18 protein-coding genes are annotated in these 24,009 nt (G+C 63.9%); 6 read left to right on the forward strand and 12 right to left on the reverse strand.

The annotated features are described in order from the left end of the window. Positions 1–43 precede the first annotated feature (43 nt). Positions 44–1,012, forward strand: coding sequence for a Bug family tripartite tricarboxylate transporter substrate binding protein (locus V7E26_RS01970; protein WP_324412917.1), 969 nt, complete (start codon positions 44–46; stop codon positions 1,010–1,012). A gap of 59 nt (positions 1,013–1,071) precedes the next feature. On the opposite strand, the gene V7E26_RS01975 is transcribed toward V7E26_RS01970, so the two are convergent. Both V7E26_RS01975 and V7E26_RS01980 read right to left on the reverse strand, forming a co-directional pair. Then, a complete protein-coding gene (locus V7E26_RS01975) occupies positions 1,072–2,292 on the reverse strand; it encodes a cytochrome P450 (RefSeq protein WP_324412919.1) in 1,221 nt (406 codons plus the stop codon). Between the two features lie 76 nt (positions 2,293–2,368). Then, on the reverse strand, positions 2,369–2,578 hold the full coding sequence (locus V7E26_RS01980) for a ferredoxin (protein ID WP_324412921.1): 210 nt from the start codon (positions 2,576–2,578) through the stop codon (positions 2,369–2,371). A gap of 154 nt (positions 2,579–2,732) precedes the next feature. Here V7E26_RS01980 and V7E26_RS01985 point away from each other — a divergent pair, with 154 nt between their 5' ends. Both V7E26_RS01985 and nhaA read left to right on the forward strand, forming a co-directional pair. After that, on the forward strand, positions 2,733–3,371 hold the full coding sequence (locus tag V7E26_RS01985) for a TetR/AcrR family transcriptional regulator (RefSeq protein WP_324413080.1): 639 nt from the start codon (positions 2,733–2,735) through the stop codon (positions 3,369–3,371). Further along, entirely contained in the window at positions 3,368–4,552 is a 1,185-nt protein-coding gene (gene nhaA, locus V7E26_RS01990; RefSeq protein ID WP_324412923.1) for a Na+/H+ antiporter NhaA, read from the forward strand. Before V7E26_RS01985 ends, nhaA begins: the two co-directional genes overlap by 4 nt. 29 nt (positions 4,553–4,581) lie before the next feature. Here the strand turns inward: nhaA and V7E26_RS01995 are convergent, their stop codons facing one another. Genes V7E26_RS01995 through nirB form a run of 3 tightly spaced genes read right to left on the reverse strand, consistent with a single transcriptional unit; the run spans position 4,582 to position 10,043 of the window. Next, the gene (locus tag V7E26_RS01995; protein ID WP_324412925.1) at positions 4,582–7,245 is read right to left on the reverse strand and encodes a molybdopterin-dependent oxidoreductase; all 2,664 of its coding nucleotides are present in this window, start codon (positions 7,243–7,245) and stop codon (positions 4,582–4,584) included. Between the two features lie 6 nt (positions 7,246–7,251). Continuing rightward, a complete protein-coding gene (nirD, locus tag V7E26_RS02000) occupies positions 7,252–7,587 on the reverse strand; it encodes a nitrite reductase small subunit NirD (protein ID WP_324412927.1) in 336 nt (111 codons plus the stop codon). Then, on the reverse strand, positions 7,584–10,043 hold the full coding sequence (nirB, locus tag V7E26_RS02005) for a nitrite reductase large subunit NirB (protein WP_324412929.1): 2,460 nt from the start codon (positions 10,041–10,043) through the stop codon (positions 7,584–7,586). Before nirB ends, nirD begins: the two co-directional genes overlap by 4 nt. A gap of 619 nt (positions 10,044–10,662) precedes the next feature. Here nirB and V7E26_RS02010 point away from each other — a divergent pair. Both V7E26_RS02010 and V7E26_RS02015 read left to right on the forward strand, forming a co-directional pair. Beyond that, positions 10,663–11,922 (forward strand): MFS transporter, encoded by a 1,260-nt coding sequence (locus V7E26_RS02010; protein ID WP_324412931.1) that lies wholly within the window; start codon positions 10,663–10,665, stop codon positions 11,920–11,922. Between the two features lie 33 nt (positions 11,923–11,955). Then, a complete protein-coding gene (locus tag V7E26_RS02015) occupies positions 11,956–13,668 on the forward strand; it encodes a protein kinase domain-containing protein (protein ID WP_324412933.1) in 1,713 nt (570 codons plus the stop codon). A 65-nt stretch (positions 13,669–13,733) separates the two neighbouring features. On the opposite strand, the gene V7E26_RS02020 is transcribed toward V7E26_RS02015, so the two are convergent. After that, positions 13,734–15,170 carry an NAD-dependent succinate-semialdehyde dehydrogenase gene (locus V7E26_RS02020; RefSeq protein ID WP_324412935.1) on the reverse strand — a complete coding sequence of 479 codons (1,437 nt, stop codon included), beginning with the start codon at positions 15,168–15,170 and terminating at the stop codon, positions 13,734–13,736. A 126-nt stretch (positions 15,171–15,296) separates the two neighbouring features. On the opposite strand from V7E26_RS02020, the gene V7E26_RS02025 reads away from it, so the two are divergent. Beyond that, complete coding sequence (locus tag V7E26_RS02025) at positions 15,297–15,431, forward strand: hypothetical protein (protein WP_324412937.1); 135 nt, start codon at positions 15,297–15,299, stop codon at positions 15,429–15,431. Between the two features lie 25 nt (positions 15,432–15,456). Here the strand turns inward: V7E26_RS02025 and V7E26_RS02030 are convergent, their stop codons facing one another. From V7E26_RS02030 to V7E26_RS02055, 6 genes are all read right to left on the reverse strand, one after another. Further along, positions 15,457–16,332, reverse strand: a complete 876-nt coding sequence (locus V7E26_RS02030; protein ID WP_324412939.1) for a phosphonopyruvate hydrolase — start codon at positions 16,330–16,332, stop codon at positions 15,457–15,459. 64 nt (positions 16,333–16,396) lie between these two features. Continuing rightward, a complete protein-coding gene (locus V7E26_RS02035) occupies positions 16,397–17,596 on the reverse strand; it encodes an adenylate/guanylate cyclase domain-containing protein (protein ID WP_324412941.1) in 1,200 nt (399 codons plus the stop codon). A 212-nt stretch (positions 17,597–17,808) separates the two neighbouring features. After that, positions 17,809–18,738, reverse strand: a complete 930-nt coding sequence (locus V7E26_RS02040; protein WP_324412944.1) for a DUF2950 domain-containing protein — start codon at positions 18,736–18,738, stop codon at positions 17,809–17,811. Then, positions 18,735–20,414, reverse strand: a complete 1,680-nt coding sequence (locus tag V7E26_RS02045; protein WP_324412946.1) for a DUF3300 domain-containing protein — start codon at positions 20,412–20,414, stop codon at positions 18,735–18,737. The genes V7E26_RS02040 and V7E26_RS02045 overlap by 4 nt, the downstream gene beginning before the upstream one ends. An 84-nt stretch (positions 20,415–20,498) precedes the next feature. Beyond that, entirely contained in the window at positions 20,499–21,809 is a 1,311-nt protein-coding gene (locus V7E26_RS02050; RefSeq protein ID WP_442893344.1) for a TAXI family TRAP transporter solute-binding subunit, read from the reverse strand. Between the two features lie 210 nt (positions 21,810–22,019). Next, a complete protein-coding gene (locus V7E26_RS02055) occupies positions 22,020–23,960 on the reverse strand; it encodes a sensor histidine kinase (protein WP_324412950.1) in 1,941 nt (646 codons plus the stop codon). Positions 23,961–24,009 lie beyond the last annotated feature (49 nt).

The following is a 24,009-nucleotide window of genomic DNA, read 5'->3' on the forward strand; positions in this document are numbered from 1 at the left end:
AAACGACCAAAACACAAGAAATGAAAATCCAGGGAGTAAGTAAATGAAGTTGCGTGCGATGATGCTTTCGTTGCTTGCGCTGTCGTCGATGACGGTAGCGGCCCGCACCGAGGATGCGGCCGACTACCCCTCGAAGAAGATCAAGATGCTGTTGCCGTTCGGAGCCGGTGGCGGCGGCGACGTGCTCGGCCGGCTGCTGGCCGACCGGATGGGCAAGCGTCTCGGACAAACCATCTACGTCGAAAACCGCACCGGCGCCGCCGGCACGCTCGGCGCACACCAGGCCGCGACCTCTCCGCCCGATGGATACACCATCACGATCGGCGGGATGACCACCCATGTGCTGGCGCCCGCGGTCTATCCGAGCCTGCCCTATGACCCGATCAAGGATTTCACCACCATCGGCCGCATCGGAACCTCATCCATCCTTTTGATCGCGACCAGGGATTTTTCGGCCAGCGACCTGCGCACGCTGACCGAACTGTCGAAGAAGGGAGAGCCGATCCAGTACGGAAGCTGGGGCGTCGGATCGACCGGCCACTTCTGCGGGGAAATCCTCTCGCAGAAAGCAGGCATCCGCCTGCAGCACGTCCCGTTCAGCGGCGCAGCCAAGCTCGCCAACGATCTCATGGGCGGACATATCTCGGTCGGGCTGGTCGACATGGCGACCGGAACGCCGCTGGTGAAGGATGGAAAACTGAAGGCCCTTGCCGTGTGCGGCGGACGATCGCCCAGCCTTCCCGACGTTGCGAGCTACAAGGAGCAAGGCGTCGATTTCGAACGGAGCCTGTCCTGGGTGATGTATGCCCCCGCAGGCGTTCCTGCTCCCGTCGCGCAGAAAATCGAGAGCGCGCTGAAGGAATCGCTGGTCGAGGCCGATATTGTCGAAAAGCTGCTGGCGCTCGGCATCTCCGCGGACTTCATCGCCGGAGACCAGCAGCGCGACATCAACGCCCGTGACATCGAGGCCTGGAAGAAGGTCGCCAGCGACGCGAAGATCGAGGTCAAGTAGCGGAGAGACGAAAAAGGAGGGCCGATCAAATCGACCCTCCTCGTTTCGCTATCTCGCTCTCACTTCGTCTTGCCGAACAGCAGCGGCAACTGACGTGGACCGCGCACCGTGCCTTCCGACCACGTCACCCTGCCGGCCGGATCGAGCTTGAAATCCGGAATACGCTTCAGCCACTCCTCGATCGCCACGGTCATTTCCATGCGCGCGAGGTTGGAGCCGACGCAGCGGTGAATGCCGAGACCGAAGGCGGCGTGGCGGTTCTCCTTGCGATCGATTACGACCTTGTCGGCGTCGGGGAACATGGCGGGATCGCGGTTGGCCGCCGGGAACGACAGCAGCACCATGTTGCCGGGCTTGACCGGACAGCCGCTGATGGTCGTCTCCTTCATCACCTCGCGCGCCATTGTCACCGGCGAATAGGCGCGCAGCAGTTCTTCGACGGCGAGCGGCATCAATTCCGGCTCCTTGACCAGGCGCTCGCGATCCGCCGGCGTCTTCGCCAGATGCCACAGCGAGGAACCGATCGCGCTCCAGGTGGTGTCGATGCCGGCGATCAGCAACAGCCGCAGCGAGCCCAGCACGTGCTCGTCCGCCAGCGGGTTGCCGTCCTTGTCCCTCGCCTTCATCAGGGCCGAGATCAGGTCATCGGTCGGATTCGTCTTGCGCTGTTCGAGGTGAGCGGCGAAATAGCCAGTCATCTCCCTCACCGCTCCCATCAGCGCGTTGTCATCCTTGATGCCGAGCTCGAGGATGCCGTGAATCCACTTGATGAAGAGATCGCCGTCCTTCTCGGGAATCCCGAGCATGTGCGCGATCGCCCGGACCGGGATGTGCTTGGTGTAGCGCGCGGCAGCATCGCATTTGCCGTCGGCAATGAACTCGTCGATCAGTTCGTTACAGATCGCGCGCACCCGCGGCTCGAGCCTCTTCATCGCGTCCGGCGTGAACGGCGGCAGCAGCAATTGCTTGGCCGGCTTGTGCTCGGGCGGATCGGAGGTGATCGGCGGCGCACGCGCCGTGATCTCGGGCCGCACGTCGCGCACGATGACGCGGCGAGACGAGAAATGCTCGGTGTCGTAGGCGATTTCCTTCACGGCCTGGTAGGTGGTCGGCATGTAGCAGCCGAGGAACCGCTCGGTATGCACGACGGGCGATGCCCCGCGCAGTTCTTCCCAGATCGGAAACGGGTTCTCCGTCCATGTCGGATCGGTGTGATCGAAATCGTTGACCCAATCGGTAACGGGCGGATGTTCGGGCATGATGCTGGCGGAATCGGACATCGGAGCAATTCCTCTGTTTGGTTCGTTCAGATCGTGAAGGATGAAAATCGTAAGGGATGAAAAAGGTCGTGACCGGCTATTCCTCGGTCACCTCAATGGCAATTTCCGGACAGTTGCTCTGCGCAAGGTAGGCCTTGTCTTCGAGGCCCGCGGGGACGGAACCGTCGCCTACTTCGTGCGCATTGCCGAATTCGTCGAGATCGAACAGTTCCGGCGCCAGTGATTTGCAGCGCGCATGTCCCTGGCATTTATCCTGGTCGACGCGGATCTTCAGCTTTCCAGCCATCGCAGCGTTTCCCCTGTTGTGGGCGCGCATTGTCTCGCGCTGCCTGATCTTCGACGCGACAGCGGAAGCCCGCCGGCGCACCGCGAAGTTATATCGTATTACATTCGCGTTGCCGTTGTGCTGTCAAGGCAAAAGTTATAGATCATTGAATTCAATGCCGCCACGACCTGCACGCAAAGCGCTAAATGCCTACCACCACGGGGATCTCCGCGATGCCCTGGTTCAGGCCGCGTTGCACGAAGTCGAGCTTGGCGGCCCCGAGGCCATCAGCATCAGCGCACTCGCCAAGAAGCTCGGCGTCTCGCAACCGGCACCCTACAAGCATTTCGCCGATCGCGAGACACTGCTGACGGCCGTCACGGCCGAAGCATTCCGTCAATTCAGCGCCATGATGCGAGCGGCGATCGAACGGCCTTCGAAGCATTCGAAGCTGTCGCGCTTCGCACAGCTCACGCTCGATTTCGGGCTGCATCGCAACGGCATCTATCGCCTGATGTTCGCCTCTCGTACCATGGCATGCGCGCCGAAAGGCAGCGAGTTGCATAGCGCCGCCATGGAGACGTTCGAGCTGCTGGTGGACGCGCTCGAGGCGCCGGCGGTGGGATTGCTGCGTGAGCGGAGCGCCTTGAAGATCTGGGCCTCGCTGCATGGGGTCGTCATGCTCGCCGAACAGGGCTTGCTCACCGGCCAGGCTGCTCAGGTCAGCCGGGAAGAGCTGGTCGAAGATATCGTGGCGGAGACGAAACTTGCGCTGTCGATCGCCATCGAGGCGAGCGGCAAGATCGCCCGATGACCACCAGGAGTTCGGCGTCGGACGTGCCAGACAACACGGGCCTGTATGCCGGCGTGGTCCTCGGCTTGTCCGCCATCGCGGCGCTCGTCGTTGCCAACTCGCCGTTCGGCGCGGATTACGAGGCGCTGTTGCGGACGACCGGCGCGGTCCGGATCGGATCGATCGGGCTGACCAAGACCATCGATCACTGGATCAACGACGGCCTGATGGCCGTGTTCTTTCTGCTGGTCGGCCTTGAAATCAAGCGCGAGGTGATGGAAGGCGCGCTGGCGAGCGCGAAACAGGCGGCGCTGCCGGTGATCGCAGCTTTCGGCGGCTTTGTCACGCCGGCCGCGATCTTTGCCGCGGTAAACTGGAACGATGCCGCTGCCCTGCGCGGCTGGGCCATACCGGCGGCCACCGACATCGCCTTTGCACTCGGCGTCTGCGCCATGCTGGGACGCAAGGTACCGGCCTCGCTGAAGGCGTTTCTGCTGGCGCTCGCCATCATCGACGACCTGATGGCCATCGTCGTCATCGCGATCTTCTACACCCACGATCTCTCGGTTCTGGCGCTGGCGCTCGGCGGATGTGGCGTCGTTGCGCTCGCGACCCTCAACCTGTTCGACGTTCGCCGGCCGGCATTCTATTTGATCGCAGGCCTGTTCACCTGGGTCTGCGTCCTCGAATCCGGCGTCCATGCCACGCTTGCCGGCGTCTCCGTCGGACTGGCGATGCCGCTGCGCCGGCGTGATGGCCGCAGCCTGCTCGAGGATACCGAACACGCGCTCAGGCCATGGGTGATCTTCGCGATCGTTCCGATCTTCGCGTTCGCCAATGCCGGCGTATCGCTGCACGGCGTGATCCTCTCGGATCTGGCGGCACCGATACCGCTCGGCATTATCGCAGGTCTCTTCATCGGCAAGCAGATCGGGGTCTTTACCGCCTCGTGGCTTGCGATCCGCCTCGGCATCGCGGCAATGCCGGAGGGCACGACGACCGCGAAGCTTTATGCGATGGCCATTCTGACCGGCATCGGATTCACCATGAGCCTCTTCATCGGGACGCTCGCTTTCGATGACGAGGCCGTGCTGAAGCAGGTCCGGCTCGGCGTGCTCGCGGCGTCGCTGCTGTCAGGCATCGTTGCAGCTATCGTGTTTTCGGTTGTCGCGAAATCCGACGAAGCTGCGGCATCGCGATAGCGAGCGTCGCTTGCACGATCAACAATTGCTCATGCCGGGTGCGGATCGCGCACGGCAGCGCCGCGCAACAGCTTTCCGATCTCCGGCTTGCAGGCGCCGCAATTGGTGCCGGCCTTCAGGCAGCGGCCGATATCCTCGACACTGGCAACGCCTTTGCGGATTTCCGCGGATATCTGATGCTGCCCGACGCCGAAGCACGAGCAGACGATCGGCCCGATGTCCTGACCGGCATCGAGCGGCTGTCCTGTCAGCAGCGACATCCGCGCATTCGCTGACAGCGTCTGCTCCGCGAACAGCCCCGTCAGCCACGTTCGCGAGACCAGCCTGTGATCGGGTGCGATGAACACGCAGCCCTCGAGCCGGCCGTCGCGAACCGCGGCATAGCGGAAGCGCCCGGCCTGCGGATCGCGATAGGCAATCCATTCGATGTCGTCTCCGACGCGAAGCTGCTCATGCGCCCAGTCCCGCCAGCTCGGCTGCCGCTCGTCGAAGGCCATCTCCATCCGCCAGCAGGTGCCTGAGAGGCCGCCGACCCAATAGCCCGCGGCGGGAGGGGTGATCTCTTGACGGCTGAGGATGAAGGCATGCCACTTCGGCAAATACGCCACCGCCTGGACCGGCGTGTGCTTGGACTCCGGCTGTCCGGAGATCGGATCGGTCGCCGGATTGACCAGCGCATTGACCCGGCCGTCGCCGGCATATTCCCCGTTCCAGTGCATCGGCACGAACACGCAGCCGCGTCGTTGTTCGGCGGTAACGACAACGCGCGCCACCATCGCGCCCCGGGGGCTGGTCAGCCGTGTCAACCCGCCATTCTCCACGCCGGCCATGCGCGCATCGTCGGGATGGAATTCGGCATAGGGTTCGAAGGCATGCGCCAACAGCCGCGGCGATTTTCCGGTCCGCGTCATGGTGTGCCATTGATCGCGGACCCGACCGGTATTGAGCACCAACGGATAGTCGCGGCTGGTGGCATGAACCGCCGCGCGCGGCGTCACCGCCACGAAACGGGCCTTGCGATCGGGCGTGAAGAATTCACGCGTCTCGAACATCCGCGGTGTGCCGGTCGGATATTCCCGCGTCACCGGCCACTGGATCGGAGTCAGCGCGTCGTAGGCACGATCGTCGATCGTCCTTAGCGCCGACAGATCGAAATCGCGCGTTCCGTCATTCTCGAAACTGGAAAGGCCGGCGTGCTCGCGGAAGATCGCGGCAGCGCTCGGATAGTCGAATCCCGAAAGGCCCATGCGCCCGGCTAGATCGCAAACAGCTTGCCAATCGGCCCGTGCCGCGCCGGGCGCCGGCAGGAACCGGCGCTGCCGGGATATCCGGCGCTCGGAATTGGTGACGGTGCCGTCCTTCTCGCCCCAGGTGAGCGCGGGCAGCAGCACATGAGCATGGCGCGTGGTATCGGTATGGCGCATGCAATCGGAGACGACGACGAGTTCGCAGTCGTCGAGGGCGCGGCGCGCACGATCGGCGTCCGGCAGGCTGACCAATGGATTGGTCGACATGATCCAGACCGCCTTGATGCGCCCGTCGGCGATCGCGTCGAACATGTCGACAGCCTTGAGGCCCTGCCTGTCCGCGATCACGGGCGACTGCCAGAAGCGCTTGACGATATCGCGATGCTGCGGGTTCTCGATCTCCATATGGGCGGCGAGTTGATTGGCGAGCCCGCCAACCTCGCGCCCTCCCATGGCGTTGGGCTGTCCGGTGAGCGAGAACGGTCCCATCCCGGGGCGGCCGATCCGGCCGGTCAACAGATGGCAATTGATGATCGCGTTGACCTTGTCGACGCCGCTGCTCGACTGGTTGATGCCTTGCGAATAGAGCGTGACGACCCGTTCGGTCCTGGCGAACCAGTCGAAGAACAGGGCCACCGCGCCTTCCGACAGGCCGCAGGTGTCGGCGGTCTGCGCGACCGTCTGGCCCGCAACCTGCTTGAGCGCCACCTCGGAACCGGTGGTGGCGCCATCCACGAAGCTGCGATCGATAGCGTTGCGCGACGCCAGATGCGCGAGCAGTCCGTTGAACAGCACGGAGTCGCTGCCCGAGCGAAGCGGCAGGTGCAGATCGGCGCCATCGCATGTCGCGGTGCGTCGCGGGTCGATGACCACGATGCGGCAAGCGGGGTTATTGGCCTTCGCCACCGTCATGCGCTGGTAAAGGATCGGGTGGCACCAGGCCGCATTGGAGCCGACGAGAACCAGAAGATCCGCGGTTTCGAGATCCTCGTAGCAACCCGGGACGGTGTCGCTGCCGAACGCGCGCTTGTGTCCCGCGACGCTCGAGGCCATGCAGAGCCGGGAATTGGTGTCGATGTTCGCCGTGCCGATGAAGCCCTTGGCGAGCTTGTTGATGACGTAATAGTCTTCGGTGAGAATCTGGCCCGAGACGTAGAAGGCGACCGCATCCGGCCCATGCTCGCGGATGATCCTGCCAAATCCATCCGCCACGTGATCGAGCGCCGTATCCCAGTCCGTTTCCCGTCCGTTGACGACTGGCGAAAGCAGTCGGCCCTCCAGACCGATGGTCTCGGCGAGGGCCGAGCCCTTTCCACACAGCCTGCCGAAATTGGCGGGATGGTGCGGATCGCCGCGGACGGTCACCGTACCAGCGGCATCCCTGTCAGCCAGAACGCCGCAGCCGACGCCGCAATACGGACAGGTTGTCTTCACGGGCACGGGCAATCACCCTCATTCGGCCGGTACGGTCACTCCCGCCTGGACGCCAAGCCAGACGGTACCGTTCTCCACTTTGATCGGATGCGTGTGCGTGCATCCCTCATCGGGCGCGACCGCCATGCCGCTTTTCAGCTCGATGACGAAATTGTGCAGCGGACAGGTGACGCGCTTGTTGTGGACGATGCCTTGCGACAGCGGCCCGCCCTTGTGCGGGCAGCGATCATCCAGCGCAAACACCTCGTCGTCGCCGGTCCGGAACACCGCGATGTTACCGGAGGCGGTCCGCACCACGCGTGAGCCGAGAACGGGAATATCGTTCAGCGTCCCGATTTCGATCCATTTGGTCATGCCAGTTCCAGCTCCGCCAGCGGGATGAATTCGTTGCGGCCGACGCCCTGCTCGGCTCGCGCCGCCCAGGGATCGCTCTGCGAGAACTGCTGCGAATGCGCGAAGCGGCTGAACAGCGCCTTGCGATTGACGACATCGTCGACCACCTGCTTGCGGATGGCGTCGAGACCGACCCGGTCGCACCATTTGTACATGCGTTCCAGATACCAGCCCTGCTCGCGATAGAGCTGGGTCAGCGCGGCGATGATTTCGAGCGTCTCCTCCTCGGTCGCGACCTTGGTCAGGAACTCGGTCCCCTTGATGTGAAGACCGGCGGCGCCGGCGAAGTGGATCTCGTAACCGGAATCGACGCAGATGACGCCGACGTCCTTGCAGGTCGCCTCCGCGCAGTTGCGCGGACAGCCGGATACACCAAGCTTCACCTTGGCCGGCGTCCATGAACCCCACATGAACTTTTCGAGCTTGACGCCAAGGCCGGTCGAATCCTGGGTGCCAAAGCGACACCATTCCGAACCGACGCAGGTCTTCACCGTGCGCAAACCCTTGGCATAGGCGTGGCCCGAGACCATCCCGGCCTTGTTGAGGTCGGACCAGACCGCAGGCAAATCCTCCTTCTTGACGCCGAGCAGATCGATGCGCTGTCCGCCGGTCACCTTGACGGTCGGAATGTTGAACTTGTCGGCAACGTCGGCGATGGCGCGCAGCTCATCCGGGGTCGTGACGCCACCCCACATCCGCGGCACCACCGAGTACGTACCGTCCTTCTGGATGTTGGCGTGAACGCGCTCGTTGATATAGCGCGACTGCTGATCGTCGCGATATTCGCCCGGCCAGGTCGCAAGCAGGTAGTAGTTCAGGGCCGGCCGGCAGGAATGGCATCCGTTCGGCGTCTTCCAGTCCATGAACCTCATGATGGCGGGAATGGTCTTCAATCCATTCTCGATGATGACGCGGCGCGCGTCGTCGTGGCTGTGATCGGTGCAGGCGCAGATCGGCTTGACCTTCGGGGCCGCCGAATAGTCGCCACCGAGCGTGAAGGCGAGCACCTGCTCGACGAGACCAGTGCACGAACCGCAGGACGACGACGCCTTCGTGTGGGCGCGCACGTCGTCGATCGTGAACAGCTTCTTTTCGCTGATCGCCTTGACGATGGTGCCCTTGCAGACGCCGTTGCAGCCGCAGATCTCGGTCTCGTCGCTCATCGCGGCGACCGAATTGTTGCCGCTATGGCCGCCATCGCCGAGATTCGCGGCGCCGAACACCAGCCGCTCGCGCATGTGGGAGACGTCGGTGCCGTCGCGCAGATGCTGGAAGTACCACGGGCCGTCGATGGTGTCGCCATAGAGCACGGCACCGACAATCTTCTTGTCGCGCAGGATGATCCGCTTGTAGACGCCGCGCGAGGCGTCCTGCATCACGATCTCTTCCTTGTCAGTGCCGGGCGCGAAGTCGCCGGCGGAGAACAGGTCGATGCCCGTCACCTTCAATTTGGTCGAAACCACCGAACCGTCATAGGTGGCAAAGCCCTTCATGGCGAGATGGTTGGCGCAGACCTTGGCCTGGTCGAACAACGGCGCCACGAGGCCGTAGGTCTGGCGGCGATGCTGCACGCATTCGCCGACCGCGTAGATTCGCCCGTCATAGGTTTGCATGGTGTCGGAGACGACGATGCCGCGCTCGCAATAGAGACCGGCCTTGCGCGCCAGCTCGAAATTCGGGCGGATGCCGACCGCCATCACGACCAGATCGGCCGGGAGTTCCTCGCCGTCGGCGAAGCGCACGCCGGTCACGCGATCCGTGCCCAGGATCGCCTGCGTCTGCGCCGGCATCTTGAACACCATGCCGCGCTCTTCCAGCGACTTGCGCAGCAATCCGCCCGCGACCTGATCGAGCTGACGCTCCATCAACGTGTCGAGCAAATGCACGACGGTGACATTCATGCCGCGCTTCATCAGGCCGTTGGCGGCTTCGAGACCGAGCAGACCACCGCCGATCACGACGGCGTTCTTGTAGCTCGTCGACGCATGAACCATGCGCTCGACGTCCTGGATGTCGCGGAAGCCGATGACGCCAGGCAGGTCCTTGCCCGGAAGCGGCAGCATGATCGGGTTCGAGCCGGTGGCGATCAGCAGGCGATCGTACGGCACGCGCGCGCCATCTGCGGTGACGACTTCGCAGGTGCGCCGATCGATCATCTCGATCATTTCGCCCTTGCGCAGCGTGATCCCGTTATCCTCGTACCATTGCTCGGTATTGAGCATGATGTCGTCGACGGTCTTCTCGCCGGCGAGCACGGGCGACAGAAGAATGCGGTTGTAGTTGCCGTATGGCTCTGAGCCGAACACGGTGATGTCGTAGAGATCGGGCGCACGGTCCAGCAGGACTTCAACCGTGCGGATGCCGGCCATACCGTTGCCGATCACCACCAACTTTTGCTTGGTCACTTTATTGAGCATGTTCTCTGATCCATGTTCCGACGGCTCGCTCGGCGACGCGGCCATGCGTCGTCGATCGGCAACGGTATCGATGATTGGAGCGCCCATCGGCGGGCAGAGACTCGTCGGCTATGACGATCGAGATCTCAGGTATTCAAGAGACGTGCCAAACGAGGATCCGTGGTTTTTCGGCCGCGACGCAGGGTTTCGCGGTTTGAACCGCCTGCTGTCGGCACCTCGATGCCCAAAAAATCACCCACGCGGGCTATCCATTGTGCAGTGCACGAATGCTTAACCACGCCCCTATGCCGACCTGCCCGCTCGACCGGTGCGGCAGGAAAAACGGGCCTTTCGAGCGCGCATCCTCAGCCCGGCATGATGAAACACCATTTTGCACGCGCGATCGGCCGGTTTTGCCAACAAACGTAGCAGCGACGGTGGGCACGGCCGCGTGTCCTCGCCTTGAAAGGTCCTGCAAACGCTCGAAGTGGCGCGCTGGTGGTTCTGGCACACGAATTGCTGACATCAAGCCAAGAGTGCGCCTCAACGACGAGACGACTCGTTCCCCAACATTAGATCTCTGTGCCGGGATCGCCGCGCGACCAGCGCGGTATCACGTGCCGATGTTCGAGGCTTTCGGATGAAGCTTGCTGAATTCAAGAAGGCCGGCCACTGGCCCACGCTGCTCGCCGCCTTTCTCTACTTCGACATCAGCTTCATGGCGTGGGTCGCGCTCGGTCCGCTGATCGTCTACATCGTGCGCGACATGAATCTCGCGGTCGACGAGAAATTCACGCTGGTCGCGATCCCCGTTCTCGCCGGCGCGCTGCTGCGTGTGCCGATGGGTCTTCTCGCCGATCTGTTCGGCGCCAAGCGAACCGGAATCGCCGCGCAGCTTGTCGTGATCACAGCTACTGCCTGGGTTTGCTATTTCGGACTTCCGACCAAGCTGTCGATCGAGCTGTTCGGCCTCGTGCTCGGCATCGGCGGCGCCTCGTTCGCGGTGGCGCTGCCACAGGCGAGCCGCTGGTATCCGCCGCAATATCAGGGCGTGGTGATGGGCATCGCCGGCGCCGGTAACATGGGCGTCGTGCTCGACACGATGTTCGCGCCGACCATCGCCGAACATTGGGGCTGGCAGGCCGTTTTTGGCGTGCTGCTCGTTCCGATGGTGGTGATCCTCGCCTATTACATCTGCGCCGCCAAGGATGCGCCGGGCGACCGCAAGCCGATCTCGCTGAAGGCCTACGGTACGCTGCTGCGCGATCCCGACAGCCGCTGGTTCATGTTCTTCTACTTCATCACCTTCGGCGGCTTCGTGGGCCTCGCCAATGCGTTGCCGCTATATTTTACGGTGCAGTATCACGTCTCCGGCGTCGCGGCGGGCCTGCTGGTCTCGCTGATCGTCGCCTTCGGTTCGGGCTTCCGTCCCGTGGGCGGCCTGATCGCCGACCGCATCGGCGGCATCCGTTCGCTGTCGATGTTCTTCGGTGTCGTCGTGGCGGCGTATCTCGTCATTGCCTTCATGCCGGAGGGACCGGCCGCGCCGGTGGCTACGGGCTGGGCGCTCACCGAGATGCCGCGGATCGCATGGATGTCGGTGCTGCTGTTCTCGATCGGCGTCCTCGCGCTCGGCATGGGCAATGGCGCCGTATTCCAGCTGATCCCGCTGCGCTTTCGCCAGGAGATCGGCCTGATGACCGGCATGGTCGGCTGCGCCGGCGGCATCGGCGGCTTCTTCCTGGCCAAGACGCTCGGCCTTGCCAAGGGCATGACCGGCGGCTTTGGCGCGGGCTTCCTGTTTTTCGGCGTGCTGGCATTGCTTGGTTTCATCGGACTTGCCATGGTCAAGGTGCGCTGGCGCACCACATGGGGCGCCGCATCGGGGGCGCGGGTCTGACGACGCGCGTTGCAAACTTGACAGGCTGTGCGGGTGACGATCGGTTCGCAACGTAATCTCGGGGTTCGCGTCGGTTTCGTCAGCGAGACCGGCAGGCGTTCTGCCAATGAGGATTACGTCGGCACCTGCCTCGGACAATCGGGCGTCGGCAATCGCGACATCGTCGCCGCCGTCGCCGACGGCGTCGGCGGGCACAAGGGCGGACGCGAAGCCGCCGAGCTGGCGATTCGCTGCTTCATCGACGCCTATTACTCGCTGCCGGAAACGCTCGGCGTGCGCCGCCGCGCGTCGCGCGCGCTCGAAGCCGCCAACAGCTGGATCTACACGCAGGGCCGCACCGACCCCCGGCTCAGCGGCATGAGTTGCGCCTTCTCGTCGATCATCCTGTCGCGACGGCTCTGCCATGTCATTCACATCGGCGACACCCGCGCCTATCGCCTGAGCGAGGGACGGCTGGAACTGCTGACCAAGGACCACATTGCCGGCCGCGGCGACCTCGCGCATCTGCTCTACCGCGCCATCGGTTTCGAGGATTTCGCCCGCTTCGATTACGCGACCGTCGGACTGCGCCAGCATGACAGGCTGCTGATCTGCAGCGACGGCGTTCATGGCATGCTCGCCGATCACCGCCTGCAACTGTTGTTGAGCGAACGCACCTCGCCGGAGGAATCCGCTCGCGCCCTGGTCGACGCGGCGCTCGATGCCGGCTCGACCGACAACATGACCGCTTTGGTGCTCGATGTCGTCGACCTGCCGCCGGCCGACCGCGACGAACTCACCCACTCGATCGCGACGCTCCCGATCCTGGATCTGCCCGACACCGGGGACGCAATCGATGATTTCACGCTCGGCGAAATCCTGTCGGATGGCCGCTACAGCCGGTTGTTCAAGGCGATCGACAAGCGGCAGGGCCGCGAAGTCGTGCTGAAGTTTCCGCATCCGCGCGTCGCCAGCGAGGGCTCCTATCGCCTCGCCTTCGTTCGCGAGGCCTGGGTCGCGGCGCGGGTGCGAAGCCTGTGGATCGGCGAGATCATCGAACTGCCCGCCGAGCGGCAGACCCGTCTCTATTCGGTGATGCCGCTCTACGAGGGCGAGACGCTCGAGCAAAGGCTCAACCGCTCGCCGCAGCTTTCACTCGCCGAAGGCATCGGGATCGCGACCAGGCTGGCACGCGCGGTGGCAACATTGCACCGCGCCGGCATCATCCATCGCGACATCAAGCCCGATAATGTGATCCTGTTGAAGGGCGGCGGATTGCGGCTGGTCGACCTCGGCGTCGCCCGCGTGCCGCTGCTCGAGGATTTTCCAGCCGAGGATATCCCGGGGACGCCGAGCTACATGGCGCCGGAGCTGTTCGGCGGCCGGCCGGGCGACGAGTTTTCCGACCTCTATGCGCTTGGCGTCACCGTGTACCGGATGTTCACCGCCGCCTATCCTTACGGCGAGATCGAGCCGTTCTCGCGGCCCCGCTTCGGCAAGCCCGCCAACCTCGCGCGCTATCGTCCCGACCTGCCGGCCTGGCTGGACGCGGTGATGGACAAGGCGCTCCACGTCGACCCGGCACAGCGCTATGGCGATGTCATCGAATTCTCGCACGAGCTCGAGAACGGCGCGACATGGGCGAAACCCGCCGTCACGTCGCGGCGCTCGCTCTATGAACGCGATCCGCTCGTGTTCTGGAAGAGCCTCTCTGCAGGCCTTGTCGTGCTCGTCGTCCTGCTGCTCGCATGGATCGTGAAAAATTAGCCCGACGCTCACATCGGAGCGTCGGGCCGTATCATGTAGGCGAAGCGCCGGCTTCGCTGATACGATCACACCCCGGTCTGGGTGATGAACTTGGTGTTGAAATAGCCTTCCATCGCCTCGATGCCGCCTTCCGAGCCGTAGCCGGAATCCTTGACGCCGCCGAACGGCACTTCGGGCAGCGCGAGGCCGAAGCTGTTGATCGAGACCATGCCGGCCTCGATCGCAGCTCCAATCGCGGTCGCCGTCTTGGTCGAGCTGGTGAAGGCGTAGGACGCAAGGCCGAACGGCAAGCGGTTGGCTTCCTCGGCCACCTCGTCGAAGGTCGAGAAGCGCGAGATCAGCGCCAGCGGCCCGAACGGCTCCTGGTTCATGGCGCGGGCGTCCTTCGGCACGTCGCTGACCACCGTCGGCTCGAAGAAGTAGCCCTTGTTGCCGACGCGGTGACCGCCGGTCTCGAGCCTGGCGCCCTTGCCGACGGCGTCCTGCACCATGCCTTCGATCGCGGTGACGCGGCGCGGATTGGCAAGCGAGCCCATCTTTGATTCCGGATCGAGGCCGTTGCCGACCTTCATCGACCTGGCGCCCTCGACGAACTTGTCGACGAATTCGCGGAACACGTCGTCCTGCACCAGCATGCGCGTCGGCGAGATGCAGACCTGGCCGGCATTGCGGTACTTCGCCGCCGCCAGGATCTTCGCCGCCGAGGTGACGTCGGCATCCCCAAACACGATCGCCGGCGCGTGGCCTCCGAGCTCCATGGTGGCGCGCTTCATGTGCAGGCCCGCCAGCGCGGAGAGCTGCTTGCCGACGGTGGTCGAGCCGGTGAAGGAAATCTTGCGGATCACCGGATGCGGAATCAGATATTCCGAAATCTCCGACGGCACGCCGTAGACCAGGTTGACGACGCCATCGGGCACGCCCGCATCGACGAACGCCTTGATCAGTTGCGCGGGCGACGCCGGCGTCTCCTCGGGCGCCTTGACGATGATCGAACAGCCGGCGGCAAGGCCGGCGGAGAGCTTGCGGACCACCTGGTTGATCGGGAAATTCCAGGGCGTGAAGGCCGCGACCGGGCCGACCGGCTCCTTGACCGCGATCTGGTAGATGCCGGGCCCGCGGGCCGGGATCACCCGGCCGTAGGCGCGCTTGGCTTCTTCGGCGAACCACTCGATGACGTCGGCCGCCGCCATCGCTTCCATCCTGGCTTCGGCGAGTGTCTTGCCCTGCTCCATGGTCAGCAGCGGCGCGATCTCGTCATTACGCTCGCGCATGATCTGAGCCGCCTTGCGCATGATCCGGCAGCGGTCGAACGGCGCCACCGCGCGCCAGGCCTTGAAGCCCCTGGCGGCCGCTTCCAGCGCCTCGTCGAGATCGGCGCGGTCGGCGTGGGCCACGGTGCCGATTGTTTCCTCGGTCGCGGGGTTGAGCACGGCAATGGTCCTGCCGGACTGGCTCGGACGCCATTTGCCGTTGATGAAAAGCTGGGTGTTCGAATATGCCACGAATTTCTCCTCGAGCGCTTTGTGGTTGCCGCCAATCTGCGGATGGAAGGACGGATGGGGGATCAAGCGTCTTTTCGGCGGATGCTTGACCGTCCCCGAACGAACGGACATCGTCCGGCGACCGCCGTGCAGCGTTCGCCATCGGCCCAAACCGGCCGCTTTCTTACAGGGGAACAGATCATGGCACAACACGACGCCGCGCGGGCGCTGGCGGGCAAGGTCGCGCTGGTAACCGGCGGCGGACAGGGCTGGGCGACGTGAGACCCGTCCTGCATCCACTCGCCGATCATCTCAGATAGCGCTTCTCGTTGATCTTCACCTGATCCATGTCCTGCAGGCGGAAGATCTCCTCGACGGTGACGATCTTCTTGTCGACGTTCTGGATGCCGCCGTCCTTCAGGATGGCTGCGAACACATCCTTCATCGCGGTAACGGCCGCCCGGATCGCGTGATTGCCGTAGATCACCATCTTGATCTTTCCGAGCTCACGGATGCGCTCCGCCGTCATCGCGGGATATGCGGTCGGAACGATGACGATCGGCACCCTGCCCTTCCATGCCCGCACAAAGCTTTCCACCTCGTCCGGCGTCTTCTGCCTGGAATGGATCAGGATCATATCCGCGCCGGCCTCCTCATAGGCCGCGGCCCGTTTCAGCGCTTCGCTCTCGCCCAATCCCGCGATCAGCGCTTCATCGCGTGCGATCACCAGGAAGCCGGCATCCTGCCGCGCCTGGCACGCGGCTTCGATCTTGCCCTGGAACTCCTCGATCCGCAGCAGATCCTGCCGGCCGTCGGCGACCAGGCTGGTCACCTTGGGGAACGACTTGTCCTCGATGACGACGGCGGAGGCTCCGGCGCGCTCATATTGCTGGACGGCGTGGATCACGTTGACGGCATTGCCGAAGCCGGTATCGATGTCGGCGACGATCGGCAGGTCGACGCGATCGGCCATGGCGCGCATCATGTCGAGGTGCTGCGTCATCGAAACCAGGCTGACATCGGCAAGGCCGTAGAGCGCCGAGAGTTCGAAGCCCGAGGCCCAGATGCCGTCGAACCCGGCCTCCTTCGCCAGTCGCGCCGAAAGCGGACTATGCGCCGCCATGATGTGGACGAGACCGGAACTGGCCATCCTGTCCCTGAGCAAGCGTCCTTTGCCGGCCATACTCTCGGCTCCTCCTGATAACAAACCGAGCCTCTGCCGGCCGGCCACCGACGATAAACCCCTTTCAGCCGTGATAGGCAAACAGTTCGATCGGGTCGCTGAAGCCCCGCACCGAATGTTCGCCGACGCGTTCGAGATCGAACTCGCCCTCGACCAGATCCGCGAACGCGCGCGACAGCAGCACCTTCCTGCCCAGTTGCTTGGTCAGGGCTTCGAGACGCGACGCCATGTTGACGGCGGGGCCAATGACCGTGAAGTCGAGGCGGGTGCGCGACCCGATATTGCCGTACATGACATCGCCGACATGGACGCCGATCCCGTAATCCAGGGGCGCGCGGCCGGTGGCGCCGTTGTTTTCGCTGAGCGCAGCCAAGGCCTCACGGGCCTCGGCCACGGCACGCAGCAGATCGGCGCAGGCCGAGGGCTTGGTGAGCGGAAAAATCGCGAGCAGGCCGTCGCCGATGAATTTCAATATCTCGCCGCCATGCCGCGCGATCGGCTCCGACAGCGCATCAAAATAACTGTTCAGGAGATCAATGACATCGTCGCGGGGCCAATTGTCGGAGATCCGGGTGAAGTCGCGCAGGTCGCAGATCATGATGGCGGCGTGCACCGTCGTCCCGCTGCCGCGCCGGGTGGCGCCGGCCAGCACCATTTCGCCGGCATGAGCGCCGACATAGGTTTCGAGCAACGTCCGCGCCAGCCGGTTCTTGATGCGGATTTCGCTGACCAGCGCCAGTACAGGCACCACCTTCCGCAGGCGCGCGACATGCGCGTCGTCGAACCCGCCGGGGCGATCGGTTGCAAAGGTCACGAGGTGCCGCTTGCCGAGCGTGTGATAGAGCGGCCACGCGACGTAATCGGTCAGGCCCTTGGCCCGCATCTCGTCGTAAATGGCATGCCGACGGCCCAGCGAGGGATCCTGGTCGAGCTTTTCGCGTACCTCGATGGCCCCCTCGTGGATTTCGTTGGCGGGACTGCCGATATATTCGGACCTCCCCCTGACATCATAATCGACCCGATCAATCGCGGCTTCGCGCATGCCGTCCGCCCACATCATCCGCGCGCCAAGCCATTGCGGATGGTGGATCAGGAAATGGAGCGTCGCCCGCTTGACGGGAATCCCCGCCCGCTGCAGACGCGAGCACAACTCGGCAAAGATATTGTCGATGAAGCGCTGCTCGCGCGTGCCACTTGTCAGCCACGACTCAATGTCGTCATCGGAACACGCGGTGCCGGGGTTGATCGTTGATGGCGAGTTCATTTCTTGCTCTTGGGGAAAGGTGGATCGACGATGGCATATATGTCGTGTCCCGCTCGACAACTTCAACCCGGTCTGCCGCAATAGGCTCGCGCGCCGGGCGACGCGATGCTCGTTGGCGAAAATTCGTAAAATTGTCGTCTAGCTGCGAAACAGTTGCGGGAGCGCGATGGTTACGCAAGTCGAACAATCCGCGACATCACCGGCACCTTGCGTCAAGGCTTCGTCGTATCGACCTTCTTCCAGGTCTGATCCGGATCGAACTGATAGATCCGTTTTGCGATTGCCTCGGTGCGTTTTCCGAGATCCTTCTCGTAGACGGTACCGGCGTGATTGACCACGAAGGTCACGACGCCGGAATTTCCGTATTCGGCCGGGTATGCGATCAGGCCGAAGCCGCCGATCATCTTTCCCTTGACGACGTAGTTGAGCGCGCCGCCCGGCGCATCCGATCCCTGCGCGGTCAAGATCCGGAAATAATAGCCGTGATAGGGCGCGGCCCGATCGCCGCCGGCCCTGTATCCTTCGGCGGAAGCCTGCGCCGCCAGTTCGCCGAGCGGACTGGGGTCGCTATCGTCGCGCCAGTACAATCCGTCCTTCTTGCCCGGCGTAGAGACGATGCGTTGCGCGTAAACGCCGACGCCGTTGCCGCGATCCTTCTCGGCATATTCGTTCTGGGCATCGACAAAGGCCAGCGAGGTCTGAATGGCGTCCAGTTCGTTGCGGCCGATGCGGCGGTACAGGATCTCGCGGCGACCGGCCGCCGGATCGAACTCCCAGCCGGTATTGTAGTTCACCAGGGGAATCGGAAACGGAAACTCGTCCGCACCGAGCACGAGCGTCGCCTTCTTGTTGCCCTCGGCCTTGACGGAATGCTTCGCATCATAGAGGGACAGGAAGCGCTGGCGTGCCTCCGCGTCAGCGACCTCATCTCCCGATTCGATGATGTCGGCCCCGTCCTTACCGAGCACCTGGAGCATCGCACTTCTCGTTCCGGTCTTGACGGCGGCCGCAAACGCCGCAGCGGCGTCTTCCGGCGACGGAAAGGCTTGCTGTCCCGGGGACGCCGACGTCAGCGCCACCGTTGCGGCGATCGTGACGGCGCAAAGCGAGGTAGCGCGATAGAGCGAGAAAGGCCGGTTCATCGCGCTACCTCCGATGTCGTGGGTATTCTTGGCGTGGGTATCCTTGCGCCGCCCGTGAGCCAGTCCGCGTAGGAGCGGAACTTCAATCCCAACCGTTCATAGTGGACACGGAGATACCCGTCCGCGCCGCGGGTCACGGCTTCCGGCACGAGGTCTTGCACTTCCTGCGCGATGACGCCGACATAGGCCTTGTCGCTGCCGTTATAGCTGAAGCGATAATAGCCGAGACCATTGGCGAGATGGCCGAGCAGGACGACATCGTGCTTCAGCGCGATATCGGAACGCCGGCCACCGCCGCCGCCACCGCGGAAACCTCCGCCTCCGCCGCCACCGCCGCGGAAGCCGCCGCCACCACCACCACGGCCCGCGAAAGCTGCGCCGCCACCTCGGGCGCCCATGCTCATCTGGCCCCGTGCCGACGCGACGCTGGCGGCGCGTGCGGATGACGCGCCGGCGAAGGCGCTGCCGCCGCCTCGGCCTGCGCCTCCGCGGGCTCGATCGGCCGTCGCCGCGCGATTGCCGCCGCCTTTGGCGCGATCACCGCCACCCTTGGCGCGGTCACCGCCGTTGGCCCGATCGCCACCCTTGGCTCGATCACCACCCTTGGCACGATCGGCGGCGCCGGCACGGTCGCCGCCGCGATCACCTGCCCTGTCGCCCGCGCGATCACCGGTGCGATCACCTGCGCGATCGCCGGCCCGATCGCCCGCACCGGGACGATCGCCGCCGGGCTTGAGCACCTGCTGCCCGTCGCGTCCTCGGAAATCCATGCGGTCGCTGACACCGGCCCGCGCGTTATTGTTGCCGAAACGGTTGGCGACATTCTGGTTTGCATATTTGACGCCCTGCCGATGGGCAGGGTTGTGCTGCCAGCCGTTACCGACATTGTTTATCTTGTTGTAGTGGTTGACGTAGACGTTGCGGTTGCCCCAGTTCACGCCGCCGCCCCAGTAATTGCCCCAACGCCCGATCGCCCAGCCCGCGCCGAATGCAAGGCCGGCGGCGACCACGCCGGCGCCGATATAGGACGGATAGCCGAAATAATACGGCGGATAGGAAGCATACGGCCATTCGCCGTAGACGGTGGCGGGATCGTAATAGGGCACGTACATGGTGTCGGGCTGCGCCTGCTCGATCACGATCACGTCCCTGTTGTCCTGCTTCTGGACGCTCACCTTCTGCTGCTTGTTGGTGACGAGCTTGTTGCGCGCCTGCGCTTTCGCGCGCAGCCGCTGGATCGCGTCCATCACGTCAGGCTGCTGTGCCAGCACGGCGTCGCCGAGATTCTTGGTCCAGTCGATCTTGTCGCTCATCATGGCGACGACATCGGGCGTGGAGACCAGCGCCTTGACGCTGTCGTCCCAAGCCTGCTTGTCGACCGCGGCCTTCAGCGCGTCGCCCTTCAGGCTCTTGTTGCCCTTGGCCCAGCGATCGGCCTGCACGACCTCAAGCGGATAGGTCGAAGCCGCCAGCACGTTGGCGAGCAGTTCATCCGGATACAGCGCGATCGGCGCGACCAGCGCCTCGAGTTGCTCGGGCTTCAATGTGACCTGTTCGGCAGGCGGCTGCACCGGCGCCTGGCTTGGCGCGGGCGGATTGGCGGGTGTCTGCGCCGGTGCGGCGACGGGAACAAGCAGCAGCGCCAGCGCGAACAGCACCTTGTTGCAACGAAACATTGTCGGCTCCATTCCTGTCCTGAATGGAAGCTTCGGTTGGCGCGAGGGCCCGAGGTTTGACAAAGATCAAGGGAAACCGCCTGCTCAGGTCGGCGTCTGCGCGTTTGGCACTCCGTTCTGCTGCGCTGCAAGGGCGAGCCGGCGGTCGTGGATCAGGTTTTCCAGCCGGTGCGCCGCCACATTCAGGGCGACGGCCTCGCGGGCCTCCTCCTCGCCGGCGATCTCTTTCCCCCGCTGACCCTGCAGCACGCGGTCTATTTCCCCTTCAATCTCGTCGAGTTCGGCCAAGCCGCTGCTCGCGCGAATGCGCCGTCCCAGCGCATAGAGCGCGTCCAGCGCCTCTTCCCGGCTCGGCGGACCTCCCGCCTGCAGGAATTTCCAGGCCGCCGCGATTGCAGAGGCCAGTCCGCCCAAGATCATCGGCGTGAGGAAAATGATGTTGCCCCATTGGTCGAGGAAACTCTCCTGCGTGCCGTTGTAGAAGGCGGCCGCGCCCGGATGCAGCGGAATGTAGGCGGACGCGTCGGTATCGGGCGTGGATATCTGGCCGAGCAGCGGATACTCCGGGATCAGGTCTCGCCGCGCATTCATCAGCGATTCCGTGAGATCCGCGATAACGTCGTTATCGAGCTTCTTCTGCGCGACCAGATAGAACGAGGTTCGCAGCGTCGTGACGTCATCCGCCGGGTTGGCCGGGGAGCCACGCAGCGTGCCCTTCGGCACATCGAAACTTTCGTAGGCGCGATCCTTTTCGGCAATGGCGCCGGCGGATTCGATCGGGATCAGCACCGGCCCCGATTTCGCGCTCGGCGGAAACAGGCCGCGCAGCAGCGTGAGGTATTTCTCGGCCAGCGGCATCATGATCAGGACCGCGCGCACCTCCTTCGCATCAAGCGCGCGGCGGACGTCCGCCGGCGCCAGATTCTTGAACGTCACGCCGGAACGCGTGAGGTCATACTCGTCGGTGAGGACCTTTATCAGCCGCCTGTTGCCATCGACGCCGATCACGCCGACGGCGACACGCTTCAGGCTCGCCATGTCGGTGATTGCAGAACCCGGCGGGGCGACCAGAAGCACCACGGCATGCGCCACGATAGCAACGGCCTGCGCCTGCGAGAGATCGCCGACGTCGCCCCTGACCACGGCAAGATCGACCTTGCCGGAGGAAAATGCGTTGGCCGCGTCGAGCGCGCTGCCCGCCTCGACCATGGAAAGCCGCACCGGCGCCTTCTGCTGCGCAAGCTTGCTCGCCAGCGCCGTCACCACCTTGCTGGCCTCGCCATCCAGAGAACCCACCGCGATCGTCAGCGTGGTCGGCTTGGAATACCAGCGCCACGCAAACAGGCTGGCTCCCCCGGCCAGAATGACGACTCCGGCAACCAGCATGACCCGCATCCAGGTAGGTAATTTGGCCGGGTCCATGCGCGTTCACTCGATCAATGCGGAATCGACAGCAACGCGCCTGGCGCGGACTGTGACCCAAGGATAGGATCAATCGAGAATGTCGAAAGGATTGATCCAGATCAAGAGATCTCGGCGCTGCCGCTGGATGCCCGGCAAACAGCGCTGGAGGAGTCATGTCGAGCGCAATCATCGTCGTCGCAACTACGGCATCCTTGCGCCCGCGCCGGGCGCCAGCGGCAACCGGATGCGAAACGCGGCGCCCTGCTCGGCCCTGTTCTCCACGAAAATCTGCCCGTCATGCGCCTCGACGATGGTCCGCGCGATCGACAGCCCCATGCCCATGCCGTTCGGCTTGGTCGTAAAGAACGGTTCGAAAATCTCGTCGTTCTTGCCGGCCATGATTCCCGGACCATTATCGACGATCTCGATTTCCGCCAGATCGCGATCGCGGGCCGTCCGCACCGTGACCCTGCGCCGCGATTTATCGAGCATAGTCATGGCATCGGTCGCGTTCAGAACCAGATTGAGCAAGACCTGCTGCAGCTGAACGCGGTCGCCCCGCACCAGCACCGGTTCCGCGGACAGAACGCTTTCAATGGTCACCTCTTTGGCGTGGGCCAAGCCCGAAACGAGATCGAGCGCCTCGGTGATGACTTCGTTGAGGTAGATCTCCTTCTCTTCGAACGGCGCCCGCATCAGAAGACTGCGCAGCCGCCGGATCACTTCGCCGGCGCGCTGGTCGTCGCGTCGGATATCGGAAAGGATCTCCTTGAGCTCCTTCATATCGGGCGATGGCTGGGCGAGCATCAGCGCGGCCGTCTCGGTGTTGACGAGGATGGCGGCGAGCGGCTGGTTGAGCTCATGCGCGATCGAGGCTGTCAGCTCTCCTGCCATGCTGTAGCGGTTTGCGTGCGCCAGCTCCGACATGCGCCGGCGGGCCTCGACTTCGGCAAAGTGGCGGCGACGGCGCTCGTAGAGCAGAACGGAGATCAGCGTCGCCTGCAGCAGGACGACCAGGCTGACCATGGCGATCTGCCAACGGTAGGTTTCCCAGGCGGACGGTTGACGAAAGAAGATCTGGCTGTTGGGAGGCAGCAAACTCTCGCTGATGCCCCATCGCTGCAATTGCCGCCAGTCAAACTTCGGCGCTGCATACCGCGTCGGCGACAATCTGATGTCACCAGCCTTCTCGCCGCCGAGGATACGGACGGCGACATCAGCCGTTCGTCGGCTGCCTTCGGCCACCGAATGCATGGGCCCGCCGACCAGTTCATCCCCGAAGAAGCCGTCGTCATAGGAGAAAATCGGGGCGTTGGCGACAGCATGAAGCTTCTTCAATGCGCTGTCGCCCTCGTGGACGACACCCGCCGCATCGACGTTCATTAGCCCCCAGAACAGTGCGGTATGTGGCGGCAATGCAGACGCCGTCACGAGAAAGTCCTGAAACGGGATGTTGTCCGTCCAGGAGAACTCGACGCGGTTCTCAAACGGCGGCATGTCCTTGCGTATTTCCCCGAGCCAGAACCGTTCATTGGGGGACGTTCCGATGACGACGATGATCTTCTTCGTTTCGGGCAAGACCCTGAGTATGTTCTCAAACGAGGCGGAGAAGTCGTGAGATACGGAGACGACGGTGTCGTTTTCGCCGAGACGCGCGAAGTCGACCCGGCGCTGCTCGATAGCGGTAATGACCACGGGTGTCGTTGGAAATAGCTGATCTCTCTGCCGCTGCACGAAGCTGGCGGCCGGCCCCCCCACGCAAACGATCAGGTCGGGAGGATTCCTGGCGCCGAGCGCCATCAGGTAATTCACGAACGGGGCTTCCGCGTCCTTGTCACTGGATCTCGCGCTGACCAGCGAATGATTCTGAATATCCAGCGGCCATGGCGACTGCCGGATAAGTTCGGTACCGATGGTCCTGGCGTATTCGGCCCACGGTCTGAAATCCTCTCCGAAGGAATGCAGAATCATGACCCGCTTCGGCTCGGGCGTTGCGGCCTGAGCGAACGCCTCGAAAGCGCAGAACGTGGTCAGCAACACAAAGAAGCACCGTACCAGTGCGATCCGGTGCCTCTCCAGAGCTTTTACCCACCTGCGGCGGTTCACTGCCCGCATCCTGCGATAGACCGCGCGAACTGCCATAGCAGCATGTTTCCGTGCGCGTGGAAACTGCGGCCGAGCACCACCCTTG

The organism is Bradyrhizobium sp. (assembly GCF_036735945.1).
In the GTDB taxonomy this organism is placed as follows: Bacteria; Pseudomonadota; Alphaproteobacteria; order Rhizobiales; family Xanthobacteraceae; genus Bradyrhizobium.

Coding starts and splice junctions, on each gene's coding strand:
- nhaA (WP_324412923.1), top strand. CDS start 3,368: ATGACCACCAGGAGTTCGGCGTCGGACGTGCCAGACAACACGGGCCTG.
- nirD (WP_324412927.1), bottom strand. CDS start 7,587: ATGACCAAATGGATCGAAATCGGGACGCTGAACGATATTCCCGTTCTC.
- V7E26_RS01980 (WP_324412921.1), bottom strand. CDS start 2,578: ATGGCTGGAAAGCTGAAGATCCGCGTCGACCAGGATAAATGCCAGGGA.
- V7E26_RS02045 (WP_324412946.1), bottom strand. CDS start 20,414: ATGTTTCGTTGCAACAAGGTGCTGTTCGCGCTGGCGCTGCTGCTTGTT.
- nirB (WP_324412929.1), bottom strand. CDS start 10,043: ATGCTCAATAAAGTGACCAAGCAAAAGTTGGTGGTGATCGGCAACGGT.
- V7E26_RS02035 (WP_324412941.1), bottom strand. CDS start 17,596: ATGAACTCGCCATCAACGATCAACCCCGGCACCGCGTGTTCCGATGAC.
- V7E26_RS02050 (WP_442893344.1), bottom strand. CDS start 21,809: ATGCGGGTCATGCTGGTTGCCGGAGTCGTCATTCTGGCCGGGGGAGCC.
- V7E26_RS02055 (WP_324412950.1), bottom strand. CDS start 23,960: ATGGCAGTTCGCGCGGTCTATCGCAGGATGCGGGCAGTGAACCGCCGC.
- V7E26_RS02040 (WP_324412944.1), bottom strand. CDS start 18,738: ATGAACCGGCCTTTCTCGCTCTATCGCGCTACCTCGCTTTGCGCCGTC.
- V7E26_RS02010 (WP_324412931.1), top strand. CDS start 10,663: ATGAAGCTTGCTGAATTCAAGAAGGCCGGCCACTGGCCCACGCTGCTC.
- V7E26_RS01985 (WP_324413080.1), top strand. CDS start 2,733: ATGCCGCCACGACCTGCACGCAAAGCGCTAAATGCCTACCACCACGGG.
- V7E26_RS02030 (WP_324412939.1), bottom strand. CDS start 16,332: ATGGCCGGCAAAGGACGCTTGCTCAGGGACAGGATGGCCAGTTCCGGT.
- V7E26_RS01970 (WP_324412917.1), top strand. CDS start 44: ATGAAGTTGCGTGCGATGATGCTTTCGTTGCTTGCGCTGTCGTCGATG.
- V7E26_RS01975 (WP_324412919.1), bottom strand. CDS start 2,292: ATGTCCGATTCCGCCAGCATCATGCCCGAACATCCGCCCGTTACCGAT.